General features: G+C 53.0%; 8 protein-coding genes. 5 read left to right on the plus strand and 3 right to left on the minus strand.

Annotated features, from left to right (window positions below; translation table 11 throughout):
- Window positions 1–124 precede the first annotated feature (124 nt).
- From SH139x_RS00180 to SH139x_RS00200, 5 genes are all read left to right on the plus strand, one after another.
- Window positions 125–736 carry an RNA polymerase sigma factor gene (locus tag SH139x_RS00180; protein ID WP_488353274.1) on the plus strand — a complete coding sequence of 204 codons (612 nt, stop codon included), beginning with the start codon at window positions 125–127 and terminating at the stop codon, window positions 734–736.
- Window positions 726–4610 (plus strand): protein kinase domain-containing protein, encoded by a 3885-nt coding sequence (locus SH139x_RS00185; protein ID WP_488353275.1) that lies wholly within the window; start codon window positions 726–728, stop codon window positions 4608–4610. Before SH139x_RS00180 ends, SH139x_RS00185 begins: the two co-directional genes overlap by 11 nt.
- 332 nt (window positions 4611–4942) lie before the next feature.
- Window positions 4943–5788 carry a hypothetical protein gene (locus SH139x_RS00190; RefSeq protein WP_488353276.1) on the plus strand — a complete coding sequence of 282 codons (846 nt, stop codon included), beginning with the start codon at window positions 4943–4945 and terminating at the stop codon, window positions 5786–5788.
- Window positions 5785–6372, plus strand: coding sequence for an RNA polymerase sigma factor (locus SH139x_RS00195; RefSeq protein ID WP_488353277.1), 588 nt, complete (start codon window positions 5785–5787; stop codon window positions 6370–6372). Before SH139x_RS00190 ends, SH139x_RS00195 begins: the two co-directional genes overlap by 4 nt.
- On the plus strand, window positions 6369–6917 hold the full coding sequence (locus tag SH139x_RS00200) for a hypothetical protein (protein WP_488353278.1): 549 nt from the start codon (window positions 6369–6371) through the stop codon (window positions 6915–6917). The genes SH139x_RS00195 and SH139x_RS00200 overlap by 4 nt, the downstream gene beginning before the upstream one ends.
- A 118-nt stretch (window positions 6918–7035) precedes the next feature.
- Here the strand turns inward: SH139x_RS00200 and SH139x_RS00205 are convergent, their stop codons facing one another.
- From SH139x_RS00205 to SH139x_RS00215, 3 genes are all read right to left on the minus strand, one after another.
- Window positions 7036–8517 (minus strand): TonB-dependent receptor, encoded by a 1482-nt coding sequence (locus SH139x_RS00205; protein ID WP_488353279.1) that lies wholly within the window; start codon window positions 8515–8517, stop codon window positions 7036–7038.
- Between the two features lie 230 nt (window positions 8518–8747).
- A complete protein-coding gene (locus SH139x_RS00210; protein WP_488353280.1) occupies window positions 8748–11378 on the minus strand; it encodes an AAA domain-containing protein in 2631 nt (876 codons plus the stop codon).
- Between the two features lie 633 nt (window positions 11379–12011).
- Complete coding sequence (locus tag SH139x_RS00215) at window positions 12012–14180, minus strand: Tex family protein (RefSeq protein ID WP_488353281.1); 2169 nt, start codon at window positions 14178–14180, stop codon at window positions 12012–12014.
- Between the last annotated feature and the right edge of the window lie 36 nt (window positions 14181–14216).

The following is a 14216-nucleotide window of genomic DNA, read 5'->3' on the forward strand; positions in this document are numbered from 1 at the left end:
AATCGCTCTACAATGAAAAATTGAAAGTCAGGGAACACATGTGAAAGATTTCCCGGCGAGCTGAGTCTTCTTGGCAGTGACAAACATTAAGTTGCCGGAATTCAGCCTTCAGATTGGTTGCTAAATGACAGGGAGCCCTCCCGAAACGCGAGCTAGCTTGCTCCTGCGGATGCGGGACCCGGCGAACGTCGCGGCTTGGGATCAATTCTTGGAATTGTACGCTCCCGCAATTTATCGGACAGCACGCAATCTGGGTTTGCAAGCAGCGGATGCAGATGACGTCGTCCAAGAAGTCTTGGCCGCAGTCGCCCAGTCTGTCAGCGATTGGATCGACCGACAAGATCGCGGTCCATTTCGCGCTTGGCTGTTTAGGATGGCTCGCAATAAAGCGATCGACTATCTCACTCGCCGCAAACATCGAGTTTGGGCAATCGGCGGCGAGGAAGCCGCTCAGCTCATGAACGAAGTCGCAGCGGCAGCGGATATACCTAGCCAAGTTGATGCTGAAATTTGCCGTGAGATCTTCGGTCGCGCCGCCGAGCTGGTTCGCTCCAAATTCAGCGAAACCACTTGGCAATCCTTCCACCGCACCACCATTCTCGGCGAACCCATTCAACAGGTTGCCTCTCAACTTGGTGTCAGTGTCGGTAGTATCTACATCGCCCGCAGTCGAGTCATGAAGCGACTGCGGGAGGCAGTGAAATCTCTCGAAGAGCGATCTGACGATGAAGTGTGAACAAATCGATTTAGATGATCTGCTTAATGCCGACGATCACGTTGAAGCCTATCGTGAGGATGTGACGAGGCATCTGGAATCGTGCCAAATTTGTCAGAGTCGCCTGGCTGATCTTGCTGCAAATATGCAACAGTGGGAGGCGGCGCAACACTGGCTGTCGTGCGAAAGTCAGCAAGAAAATTCGCAAGCGAAAGAATTATATGTGGAGTCGATAACAGCGCGGCAACGGTGGCGACTTCCCGTAGTCTGGGATGCTGCAATGGCGCAATCGATGCTGTCAGCTGCCAGTCATCCCGAGATGCTGGGGCGTATTGGACGTTATGATGTGGAACGTTTGATTGGCAGCGGTGGGATGGGGGTTGTCTTTAAAGCTCATGACACCGAGCTCAATCGACCAGTTGCGATCAAGTTACTGGCACCGTACTTGGCCACCGGCCAAAGGGCACGCGATCGTTTTTCCCGAGAGGCACGCGCGGCTGCCGCGGTGGTCGATGATCATGTTGTTCCGATTCATAACGTTGAAACCGCAGGGGAACATCCGTTTCTGGTGATGAAGTACATCGCTGGCGGGTCGCTGCAACAACGGCTCGACCGGGAAGGGCCGTTGGAGACTTGCGAAGTGTTGCGACTTGGCACTCAGATCGCCAAAGGGCTGGCAGCCGCGCACGCTCAAGGTTTGATCCATCGCGATGTTAAACCGGCGAATATCCTCTTGGATGAAGGAGTTGACCGAGCATTGCTCACCGACTTTGGGCTTGCTCACGCAAGCGACGAGGTTACTCTGACTCGCAGCGGTTTTCATCCGGGGACTCCCCATTACATGTCCCCCGAACAAGTTCGCGGCGAATCAATCGACGCGCGGAGCGATCTGTTCGGACTCGGTTGTGCCTTGTACTCGCTGTGCACTGGCCACCCACCGTTCCGTAGCTCAACCAGCTACGCCGTCCTTCGCAGAATCATCGAAGAAACGCCTTGTTCGATTCGTGAAATCAATCCAAAGATTCCGGATTGGCTGGAACAAGTTGTGATGAAACTACTCGCTAAAAAGCCAAACGACCGCTTTGATTCCGCGGAACAAGTTGCCGAGATACTGGAAGGCTGTCTCGCTCACGTCCAGCAACCGTCTTCAACACCACTGCCTGCCAGCGTACGGCAGTGGTCACGACCACACGCTAAGTCTTGGCACTTAAAGAGTAGATTCGGCACTGGGACGTTTGTGATATTATTGCTCTTGTTCGCGGCGGTATTGGTTGTTTCAGAATGGCATCAAGCGGCGCCGACGAGCGGCCCGTTTGAAGTTGATGAACCAGCGCACCTAGTGACGATCCTCGACGGTGATGAGCTGATTTTGGCTAACATTCCAGCGGGCGCGGCTGCCGATCCTACAGTGACCACGCAATCACTCGGCAAGGGTCCCAGATTTGGCGCAGATTTCCGCACCATTGGTGCTTTTGGCGGTCATTTGATCGCGCTCAATGAACGAAACTTAGTCGCGGTGGATTTGCACTCAGGAGAGATCCGAAAGATCACGGAAGCCCCCGTTCGCAACGCGGCCATGGTGGAGAACGAACTGTTTTTAGTCACCGAACGGTCGGACGCGTCGATTCGTCTTGGCGGCAACGCATTGATGCACATTGACCTCGCGACGATGCAATCCGCAGAACTGTGCTCGCTGGCAGCGAGTGGCGATAAGGGTAGTTTATGGAACCTTGACGATGTTGCGATCGCTGTCTCACCCGACGGCACTCGCGTCGCCGTGACCGAACTGGCGTCAGCTGACGACGACCAGCTTGGTGACGATCAGGCTGGTGATCCTCCAGGAGCCCGCATCGTTCTTGCCACGACGGATGGAATTGTAAAGCGTCCCGGGAAAGTGTTTCCGAATCGGATGCATCTGGGCGGCGGTCTTCAGCCTTTAATGCTGGCCCCGAAACTGGTTTGGGCTCACCACGACCTGTTGATTATCGCAGCTGGGACAAACGCAGATGATGTGGGAGCCATGCCACCCGCTGGGTTGAAGCAGGAACTAACATCGCTGGCCTTCTCCACAGAAAAATTTCGGAACCTCTGCGAATTGCCCGACCTTAATCCAAAGTTAAACGAGCCGTGGTTTTCACGAACCGCAGCTGGCACCACCATGATTCATCTAGGATCGCTAGGCCAATATGAGATTAATTGGCAAGCGAGATATCTCAAAGAATCGAATGCGTTAGCACCGCAGTACTCTTTGGCGGTGGTCAACAACAGTTTAGCTCTTAAGTATCAAGATGAGTTGTTGGAACCGAACGCTGCGATCGAACGGATATTTGTTTCCCCTGATGGTAGCAGGGTTGCTTGGTTGCCAACGGATGTCGGAACGCTGCCTAACGCACCCACGATCGTCGCAGTCCAAAGTCGGCGCATCGAGCTTAAATTGCACGACGCGGCTGGTGGAATTCGAACAGTAGCGGTCGGCAATTTTCCCCGGGTATGGCAGCAGTCTCAGTATCCACTGTTGAATACTTGTCTTTGGATCACACCTTCGCAGCTTACACGGGATAAGTCTTTCGACAAGCTGGCGATCAGCCAAGATTCATTTGCCGCGAATCAGATTGACAGCCGTCCCGTTGTGAGCGAATCGGTTGAGGTTGGTATCGTCACGAGCAAGCAAGTCTACCTACGTCATGATCCACTTGAATTTGAGATAACGCTGAAGAACATTGGGGATCTACCGATACGGTTTGAGACCAAACGACTCCTTCATGGCGCACAGCCATTCGATATCGACATCAAATCGGAGCATACGCGACAGCGAATCGAACTGTTTGATGACTATCTCAATAAGCCACAAGAACAGTACCTCCAACTGCCCCCTGGCGAGATCGTGACATTAACTCGAACGGTCGAAGTCGACGAACTGGGTAAGCACCAGCTGCGATTGCGCTTTGAGAAGTATGCGTCCTGGAAAGGGGCAATTAAAGTCGAGGCTGAGTTTGAAGTTGTTGATCAATCGACTCCACAGTTGTTACAAGCCAAATTTGATCGACTGATCGCGAAGTGCCAGCGGCAGTATGCTAAGTCACCTGAATTCGTTACCCCCAACGTCTTTTGGCCGCTAGGTCCAGCTGCCGAGCCATTGCTGATTCAATATTTGCGCGATTGCGAAGACGGCGAGTTTCGGCAAGCCTTGGCTAATAGTCTGGCTCCCATTGCCAGCGATCGTTCTCTGCCATATCTCAAGCAATTGTTAGATACGGATCTACAATACGATGGTATCTTGTTGGTCGATTGTTTGTTCAAGCTGAGTGAGCTTCAAGCGGAACTTCCGTCACCGCCCCGTTCCCAGCCAGCAACAGTCCCGTCGCAGTGGTTGGCTCGCCAGTTGCTGTTCGCTGCCGGCGAACATGCCAACGTGGGTGTGCGTCGGCAAGTTGTCGATGGGCTTTGTCACGTTGTCAGCGAAGAGGTCGACCGTTTCATGTTGCGGGCCTGTGCTGATAGTGATGTGGCGGTGGCCACCATGGCGGCTCGCTATGTGGCTGCTCGGCGGCAGATGACGTTGGAGCAGTGGTTTGCCGATGCCGGCGCTGAGATCACCGAGCCTAACGTGGTCGCAGCGAATTCGATCATTGCCGAGTTGGAAACCACTTGGAACCCGAATCTACCCAAGTTGCCATCTGGCAGCGCCGAGGAAATCGGTCGTGATCCGGGAAAGCGTCGCCAGTATGTTGCCGCGATGCAATATGCTGAGCAATGGTGTGCGGAGAATCCCCGAGCGTCAGATACTTTTTTCGATGCTATCCAACAGAAAGCTCGGAGGTCAGGGAGCGTTTTGCAAGTTTGGGGCAAGGACAAGTCGCCGCCGCCGATCCGTATTGAGCGCGATGGAAATTGATTGCAATTGTCTTGCGTCCGGTGCTGCCGCTCTTTCGCTACGCATTCTTAATCTACAGGGGAAATGGCTGCGGCGAAAATTCTGGGGTTTAATGTAACGCCACTACTTAGCCTTGCGTACAACCTAGAGACGCCGTGAAGAAAAGTGAACCTTCGAGGGTTGATCTCGGTGTCTCTTTTCAGTCATTTCCTTGAGCGGAGCAACTACGCGTGTTTCAGAATTTATCTCTTCGAGTGATTGCCCGAGTGGGTGCATTTGCTGGCTGTCTAGCATTGTGTGGCTTGGTATGCCCCAGTCAAGCGGTCTCTGCTGCGGAACCCCCGGTGGTTTCCATGCAAATCGATTTGAAGGGGTTTGCGAAATCCAAGATCGGCGGCCTGTTGATCCAAGCGGGTACCCAGTTAGCCGCTGCAGAAATGGATAAAGATCCCAACGAGGCGATGAGTGCCGTGATCGAAGCACTCGGGTTTGATCCACTTGGGCAAGATGCCCGTTTGGCAATTGACGTGTTAGACATTGAAAATCCATTGAATGGTCTCACAGCCGTTCTGTCATTGAAGAATTCGACTGGTAACTTAGAAGGGCTGTTGCTGGCAGTGCCCGGCTACAAATCGTTGACGCACGAGGATCGGGTAATTCATTCACTTAGTCCCGACGGTCGCGCGTCGTACTTTATCGCTTTTGCAAACAGCCCGACGGGCGAAAAACAGATTGTTGCCGCAGCATCGCTGGAGGATTTACTTGAGAAACTGCGGACACAATCGGGCGAGTCGGTGGCATTGCCCGCAGGTCAATTTGCGAATATTCAACTGCATTCGCCTCCTCAGGAAATGATAGAAGAGACTCCGCTGGCGGCGCTGGTGGATCTTTTGGAAGCAACGAGTGTTTCGATTGGTGAGGAAGGAAATCACCTCGTGGTAAGAATCAGCTTGACCGCTAACGACGAAGAGAAGGCGAATCAACTGCAGCAATTGGCCCAGGGAGTTATCGCCATGGTTTCCCTTTTTAAGGAAGAAATCAGCCAAGAGTTGGACGATGAGGAAACGGCCAAGCAAGTGTTATCAGTGATTAAACAAATCAAGATCCAGCGGGAGGGGGCGAATGTGACGGTAGAAACTAGAGTGCCCGAACAGACGATTATCAATTTCCTCCGCGAGGAAGCTGAACTACCGTTGTGAGCGAACCGTCTGAATCTCACGATCTGAATACCTTCCAGGGTGAAAGTGATTGGGAACTCGCCGACGACGCGTCGCTGTTTCAATACTTTCACCCTAGGCTGGTGCGCTTTACCTCGAAGCTACTTGCCGGCACAGGGCTCGATCCTGAAGATGTTGCGCAGGAGGCAATCTGGAAAGTCATCTCGAAGCGAGCGTTTTACGACCCGCAGTACCGTTTTACGACTTGGGTTTATATCATCGCACGTCGCACAGCGATGGATCACCGCCGCCGCCGGCGACCAATCTTGGCTGGCGAAAGTCTGGACAATATCGCAACCGGCAAGCATAATCATGTCACCGCCGTGGAGACGCGTGATCAAGTTGAACGGATTTGGGAAATTGCCGAGCGAGTTCTATCATCCGATCAGCACGCGGCACTCTGGTTGCGGTATGGTGAGGAAATGGGTGTCAGTGAAGTTGCGAGCGTGTTACGGAAACCGACAGTTACCACACGCGTATTGCTGTATCGCGCACGAGCAATCCTGCGTCGTCATTTAGAAGACGCAGGCAATACGCCTGACGGTGTTTCTGAGGTCGAAAAATGAAATCAAGTCATGCAGAACGACTAGCTAGCTTGATCTTGGATGATTGGCCATTGCCACAGGTTGTGAAGCGATGGATTGAAGCGCAGCCCGATGTTGCTAAGCAAATCGCCGTCAATCAAGCGCTCGAGAATCGTTTGCGGTTAACAGCTAATCTGCTTGATCAGCCCCCAGCTAGGGTTCCAGCCAAGGTTGAGCCTGTTCATGGACATGCGGCAAAAGTGAATCGGTTCAAGATTGCGCTGCTCACTGCTGCCGCTGCGTCGCTGGTCACTATCGGGTGGTATGTCGTGCGTCAGCGGGATACTTTGGCGGTGGTTCCGCGGGGGCAACAAGCGACAAAAGCGGTCGATCTACAGCCTTTAATTGCTTCGATCAATGCGGGGGAGCAAATCGCTGTTAACCTGTCTGCAGGTTTGGAAGACTTAGCATCGCAGTTTTTGGAAGCTAGTGAGAAGTTTACCAAGTCTCCATTTCGGTCGGAACGTAAGAAAAAGGCCGATCGCGTTGGAGATCAGGAAAAGCAGCCGGTAAATGAATTGGATTAGCCGGGGCCGATTAAGAGTTGGGCTTGCGGCGAATACTTTGAACGAACAAGCTTGTTTGTCCCAGCAGTTTGGGTGTGCTGCAAACGATTGGGGACAATCGTTTTACAAAAGCAATCCGCTATGTTGACGAAATGTGGGGTGTCAAACTTTGCAGGCCCGACGTGGGGGCGAGTGATGCGGTGACTACCTTGGAGTCGGCGGGGCGTTTGTACCCAAAAAAGCCTCGTCGCTGAATGACATCGGCGACTTCCTGGGGGACGTGCTCGCGCCAGCCCGGTTCCCCCGATTGGATCTGCTTTAAGACCTCGCGGGAGAAGGTTTGCAAGTGCTGTTCGTCGTAATCTTCAATTTGCTCGATGCAATGTTTATCGACTAAATGTTCATACAGTTTTCGAACTTCTTGGGCTATCGCCAGATTTTCAACTGTCGTGAGTTCACCGGTTGTCCGATCCAGCAACGGATAGATATACAGTTTCAAATCGTTTTTGAATAATCGCCCGAATGATTCTAAAATTCCACCATCGAGCGAGGTATAGTATTTTTCATCAAACAGGTCATGAAGGCTTCCCGCGCCCATCGTGATCCCAATCTTTTTCTTGGTGTAGCGAGCCAGATAGGCTGCCAGCCGATAATATTCGAAATAGTCGGAAATCATCACCGTCATTCCGCAAGCTGCCAGCACGTCCACTCTGGCGAGAAAGTCTCGCAGGTCGATGTCGCCGTTCGCTTGCAAATTGCGCATCGTTATTTCGGCCAGCGACACGATCTGGTCCGCTTCGACATCTGATTCTTCCTGGAATTTTTGATGAGCCGCTCGGAGCATATCGACGTTAACGTGTGTCAAGGGACGAAAGCTACCACGTTCTACCAGAATTGGTTTTTTATATAAGACTTCCGAAGGTTGTAGAACATCCCCGTTGGCCGAGAACATCGCCGCGCCAGTTAAGCCCAGTTGGACTAAGCGGAGGCTCATCACTCTGTTGTCTACATGTCGAAAGGCGATCCCTGAGAACTCGATCATATCGATTTCGATGCGGCGAGTGCTGAGGTTGTCGAGTAGCGATTCGACCAGTTGCTCCGGTTCGTGATTTAGAAAGAAGGCGCTGTACAGCAAATTGACGCCGACGATTCCGATTGCTTCTTGTTGCAGTGCGTTTTCGGTGTCGAGCATTCGCACGTGGATGATGATTTCGCTGTCTTGATCCCGTGGGTGCGCCTGGAAACGAACGCCCATCCAGCCGTGGCAATCGTTGGTGCCGTGGAAGTTTCGAGCCGAGACGGTATCGGCGAAAGCGAAGAAAGCGGTCGTATCACCACGGCTTTCCCGCAATCTTTCGAGGTTCAGCCGGTGTTCGTGTTCCAGCATATCTTCCAAGCGTTGCCGACAGACGTATCGATCGCATTCCCCGTAAATCGCATCGCTGACTGCCATATCATAAGCAGACATGCTTTTCGCGATGGTTCCCGCCGCGCCGCCCACGCGAAAGAACCAGCGAACAACTTCCTGTCCAGCGCCAATTTCGGCGAACGAGCCGTAACGTCGAGGGTCCAGGTTAATAGCCAACGCTTTACGTTCGGTATTTGGTCGATCGACAGCCATGTTTGATTTTTAATTCGGTTTGCGAGTAAATTGCCACCGCATAGGTATTGCTTACGGCCATGGACCGTGTCGGACAGGTAACTCGGGTTCGCAAAAATCGTTGGCAAAGATGACGTTACAGCCGATACGATCGTTAGGACTCAGATCGGGACCGGGCGTGAAGTTCAATTGAGCGACTAAAGCCTGGTCACCAGCGCGTGTTGGTGTTCCGGCAAGGACAGCCCACTACATCAACCGTTGACTCTGTCAGACGAGTTGACAAACCGGTCGACCGCTGGGATCACTACAACTTCCGACTCATATCCCTTGAACGAGTTTGGCGTGGTCGCCACCAAGGTATTTTCCAGCCGCTGAAAAGACCGGTTCGTTTGCAAGGACAACTCGACACCGATCGTTTCCAAGGCGGGCTCCACGACAGCTCGCAATTGCTGAGCAACTGAGGGGCCGTTATATAACAAGCATATATCGTGCGGCGAAATTTGTTCGTGTTGTATGTAATGAATTAAGTGTCGAGCGTTCGCCTTAAATTCGTCATCACGCTCAGGAAAAAGTCGCAGTGCCGGCTTAGGCCCGCTGACTTGGTTGTAGTTTACGTGTAACCAGGGTTGACCATTACGGGTGACAGGTTCGAGCAAATTGAGGCGTAGCAATTCCGCTTCGTCGTCCCTTTTGTCGCCGGCTAATCGATGCAGCACGTTGGCGGCCAATTCCAGAATTGGAGCCGTCGAGCGGAAGCTGTCCCGCAGGATTGTAGAACGCCCGCGCAGATCGAGGCCAAAATCTGACCACTTGGGCGTTTTGCGGCCATAAATATTCTGCGCGTTGTCATAAAAGATATTGGCCGAACGACTATTTGTGTCTTGCGGGTCCGACTGTTTGATTAGAGACATGAGCAGTTTGAGTGTGGATGGGCCCATATCTTGGGCTTCGTCTACAAAAAGAGAGTCGCAACGAGGTTGAATTGGCCTCTTTTCGTGGCGACTGAGGAATTCAGCCGCCGCACGGTCATAGTCGAAATCGAATGTATCGATCGTCAACTCCATCGACGGAAGCAACTCTCTTAACACGTCTTTTATATGTAGTAGGTTTACTTTGTCCCAAGGGAATGGAGGGCTTTCGAAGAGCGAGTGGTCATGGAGGTTATCCCATGCCGATTCAATCGATTCGCGGAGCAGTTTGTCGAGCGAGCGATTAGCGTAGACGGCCCAGATTATTCCCTCCTCGTGTGGAGACCGCTTTCTTATCGTCCGCGCTAACCATTCAGCCAAGACCATCGATTTGCCGCTCCCGGCTACTCCGCGTACCAAACGGGGTTTGCCATCGAGGGTGAGGTTGACCAGTCGTTGTTGATCGCGGGATAGTAGGGGTGGCAACTTTTGTCGAGCTTTGATTCGTGCTTCGAACGAGGTGGTCGTGGAAGCTTCGGACGCATAATTCGGTTTGTTTTCAGCGGTGTTCGCGAGCGGAATTTTCAAAGCGCTGCGGTCGCTGTTTGAGGTTAAGGTCCATGATAGCTGTGAGCCTTCCCCGGTCAGCGTGCTTGGCTGCAAATTACTAACTAGCGGCCGCAAGAATGGTTCGTCCATCTCCGCGCGGCTGGCCAGCAGAATGATTCCTTGGCGGGCTCGGCTCAGGCCGACATTAATCAGACGTTTCCATTCTTCGTAGGGCCAACCGCAGCTGCCGGCATTGACCGTGTCGAAGATGACAATGTCCGCCTCGGAGCCTTGTTGGGCATGGACGGTTGACGATTGCCAGGAGGTGAATCCCCACTTGGATAAGCACTCCGCGATCGCGCGTGTTTGAGCCGTAAATGGGGAGAGAAATAACCCGCGGGCGGAGTGCAATTGGTCGATCCGCATTACGCGTTCCAATAAGTCTGGCGTGATCGGCCGGATCCAGCTGCGGTTATTGGGTCCGCGACAAGCGCGAATCGCGGCGAGATCTTGGGTAACTGCGTCCAAGACAAACCAAATAGTGCGGGAATAGGTGGTTAGAAAAGCCGGGCAGGGTGTCGATCTGGATCGTACTGCGTCAGCCGTTATTAGACGGCCGTCATATTGATAGTCGGAGACGACTTTGCAGACGTCTTGGTGCATCCGCCGCTGCTCGTTCAACTGATGCACGGCTGTGGATTTGTGCTCGAACTCTTGCAGATGGCTCAATCCGCTACTGGCCAACCAGTTTTCCTGTCGCGTGGGCAGGAGCCTGGCAATGCGACTGATTGGAGCTAGTTGCTTTGAGTCGCCGACCAAAACAATACGACTTGCTGCCAAATAGGAGAGGGCGGCGACGGCGGCTCGTGAAATCAATCCTGCTTCGTCAATAAAGACGGTAGTGAAAGGGGCTCGATTTGCACGGAGAAACTTGGCTAGCTGCTGATTGCGCAATAGATTTAGCGCCTTGTATGCCGTTGTTACCACGACGCGCATGTCGCGATCAAGAAACGATTTTTGGGCGGAGCCCTGAACGGATTGGCGGACATCGGATAGCTGTCTGCGAAGAAAGGCTTTTTCTAGACTGTCATTCGATCGATCCAATTCCTTGGACAAGGCCTCATTGCGTTGCAGCGGTGGCAAATCAGCGCCACCCAACATATCCATTAACTCGAGGCGGTTGAATGGTTCAATATTCGTGCCGCGACCGAGCCTGACGAGCTTTCCCGTAGGTAGTTCCCGAGTGGATCTATCGAGGGCGGCGGAGCCAATCGAAATGGCGACTGCATCGGTCGCCTGGTTTGTTGTCGAGACAACGAGGATACGTTCATGGGGGTCCTCCAAGATTGCGGCAACCTGTTGTCCCGTGGTCCAGGTTTTTCCCGTGCCAGGTGGCCCCAGAGGATCGACCAACTGTGACGCCACCAGGGTCGCAGTGATTCTAGGCCGACATCTGCGGAGCGAGTTACGAGTGGATGAACGTGGCCGGCAGCGGCGGCCAAGCGGTCGGGCAGGTCGCTGCGCAGGTGCACAAGCGATGGGCTGTTGAAGATATGGTTCAGTGCAGCGAGGAATTCAAATGGACGGACATAGAATGGTTCACAGCCTGGGACACCCAGATTAAGGTCGACGGAAATGTATAACCATCCGTTGATTGGATCAGCTTCAAGGACCTCGCCCTGCCAGCGAACTTCGTGTTCGAACAGGTCCTCCTCGCTAGCGTGTTGATGACGATCATTATCCGTTGAGTTTGGCACGAGGGGGCAGAATGCCACTGCCCCTTCCCAGGTCCAATCGAAGTCCACACCTGGGTCGATTTGGAGCAAATAAATTGCGCCTCGGTCGCGTTCTGAGACCAAGCTGACATGATGACATTGGAGCCGTTTCCAACGCGAGCTGTCTCGCAACTCCTGTCGTACCGCGCGGGCCGCTTCGCTTGCCAATTCAGCTGGCGCAGGGGGAAGATTTAGTTGGTTGGGAAAACTGGCCAATTCAGTGGCATCATCCATGTTGGGTCCTGATCGCCTAAAGGCTAAACACCAGCGCTCATCCATACCCTTAAATCTTTTTTAAAGCAATTCGCTTTCGTGGTAAATCAACTTCTAACACTTTCACCTTAACAATATCTCCCACCGCTACGACTTCATTCGGATCCTTGACAAACGTATCCGATAACTGAGAGATGTGAATCAAGCCGTCTTGGTGCACTCCCATATCGGCGAAAGCACCAAAGTGTGTGACATTCGTAATCACACCCGTTAAAATGAGACCCACTTTGAGATCTTCGATGGTATTTATGTTGTCATCAAAACTAGCCACTCGAAACTGATCGCGCGGATCACGTCCCGGTTTGGCGAGTTCAGCGATGATATCAGCGATGGTGGGAAGTCCAAATTTGGAGGTGACAAAGTCAGCCGGATTTAGTTTTTGGCTCAGCGTCGCATTGCCCACTAGTGCTTCCACGCTGGTCCCTAAGGCGGCGCTCATCTGACTGACCAGCGGATAACTTTCCGGATGCACGGCGGAATTGTCGAGCGGTTCATCGCCATCGCGAATGCGTAGAAAACCGGCCGCCTGCTCGAACGCCTTTTTGCCCAGTTTGGGTACGTCCAATAACTCACGGCGGTTGCGAAAACGGCCATGTTGGTCACGATACGCGACAATGTTCTCGGCCAACTTTGGGCCAATGCCGGCGACGTGGGCCAGCAGCGGTCCGCTGGCCATGTTTAACTCCACTCCCACGTTGTTGACACACGATTCCACGACGCGATCAAGGCATTTTCGCAGCAGCGGCTGATTGACATCGTGCTGATATTGGCCGACACCAATTGATTTGGGGTCCGTTTTAACCAATTCTGATAGCGGATCTTGCAACCGCCGGGCAATGCTGATCGCTCCCCGCACCGTGATATCAAGATCGGGAAACTCCTTGGCAGCCAACTCGCTGGCCGAGTAGATCGAAGCCCCCGATTCGCTCACCATCACTTTGGTGATTTTTAAATCGTTGTCCTTTAACAACTGGCCCACAAAGGCGTCTGTTTCGCGTGAGGCGGTCCCATTGCCGATCGCAATCAATTCGACTTGATATCGTTTGATTAAATCTAACAATATCTTTGATGCGCCCTCATGATCGCTGCGGGGTGGCGTGGGATAAATGGTGGCGTTGTTGAGAAATTTGCCCGTGCCGTCGACGACTGCTACTTTGCAGCCCGTGCGAAATCCCGGATCAATGCCGATGGTCACACGAGGTCCAGCTGGGGGCGCCATTAGCAGTTCGTGAAGGTTTTTGCCAAAGACCTTGATGGCCTCTTCATCAGCCCGTTCTTTCAGTGTTTGGAAGACGGTGGATTGGATGGTGGGTAATAGAAGACGTTGGTAACAATCTTCAATAGTGTTGCCCAGTTCGGTGTAAAACTCAAAGCGTTGATTTCTCAGCAATTTGCGACGGAGATCATTAATAACGCGCTGGTCATCAAGCTGCAGGGAAATTTTCAGGACTCCTTCCGCTTCACCTCGGAACATAGCCAACAGACGATGGGATGGCGCTCGGGCGATTGACTCGTGATGGTCGAAATAGAGTTGAAATTTGCTGTCGTCGCTCTTTTTTCCGCGTTTAACTTTGGAGCCAACTTGGCCAAATCGATGTGCTTGTTCGGTTAGTGCTTGGCGGGTATTGAGATCATCGGCCCAGACTTCGGCAACGATGTCGAGTGCCCCCTGTAAGGCGGCATCCGGGTCGGGAACACCTCGCTCGGCGGAGACGAATTTGGTCAGCAGTTCATGTTTAGGGCAAGTCAGATTGAGTTGTTTTTGCAAGACTTCGGCCAGTGGACCAAGACCCGCTTCGCGGGCCACCGAGGCGCGGGTTTTGCGTTTTGGTTTGAAGGGCAGGTAGATCGCTTCCAGTGACTGCAAGTCGGTAGTGCTCTCAATGCTCGCCCGCAACGCGTCAGAGAGTTTTTCTTGTTCCGCGATCGATTTTAAGACGGTGGCTTTGCGGGCTGCCAACGCTTGTGCTTTCTCTAGCCCGTCTTCCACCCCCCGCAAGGCGATTTCGTCGAGTCCCTGGGTGGCTTCCTTGCGATATCGGGCGATAAACGGAATGGTATTGCCCGCTTGCAGCAGTTCGATTGCCGCTTTGGCTTGGGAGTCGGAAATCTGCAACTGCTTGGCGAGGGTCGCAATGGTGGCGTCCAGGTCAAACAAATCGGTAGCTGCAAATGTCATGATGGCTCAAGGAAATTGGGCGAGTAGCGGAAAGGT

The sequence above is a fragment of the Kothea flammea genome, assembly GCF_052161645.1.
Lineage (GTDB): Bacteria > Planctomycetota > Planctomycetia > Pirellulales > Pirellulaceae > Laterigemmans.

Excerpts from the sequence above, each read along its gene's own strand:
- SH139x_RS00180 (WP_488353274.1), top strand. The coding sequence starts at position 125 with ATGACAGGGAGCCCTCCCGAAACGCGAGCTAGCTTGCTCCTGCGGATG.
- SH139x_RS00185 (WP_488353275.1), top strand. The coding sequence starts at position 726 with ATGAAGTGTGAACAAATCGATTTAGATGATCTGCTTAATGCCGACGAT.
- SH139x_RS00190 (WP_488353276.1), top strand. The coding sequence starts at position 4,943 with ATGCAAATCGATTTGAAGGGGTTTGCGAAATCCAAGATCGGCGGCCTG.
- SH139x_RS00200 (WP_488353278.1), top strand. The coding sequence starts at position 6,369 with ATGAAATCAAGTCATGCAGAACGACTAGCTAGCTTGATCTTGGATGAT.
- SH139x_RS00205 (WP_488353279.1), bottom strand. The coding sequence starts at position 8,517 with ATGGCTGTCGATCGACCAAATACCGAACGTAAAGCGTTGGCTATTAAC.
- SH139x_RS00215 (WP_488353281.1), bottom strand. The coding sequence starts at position 14,180 with ATGACATTTGCAGCTACCGATTTGTTTGACCTGGACGCCACCATTGCG.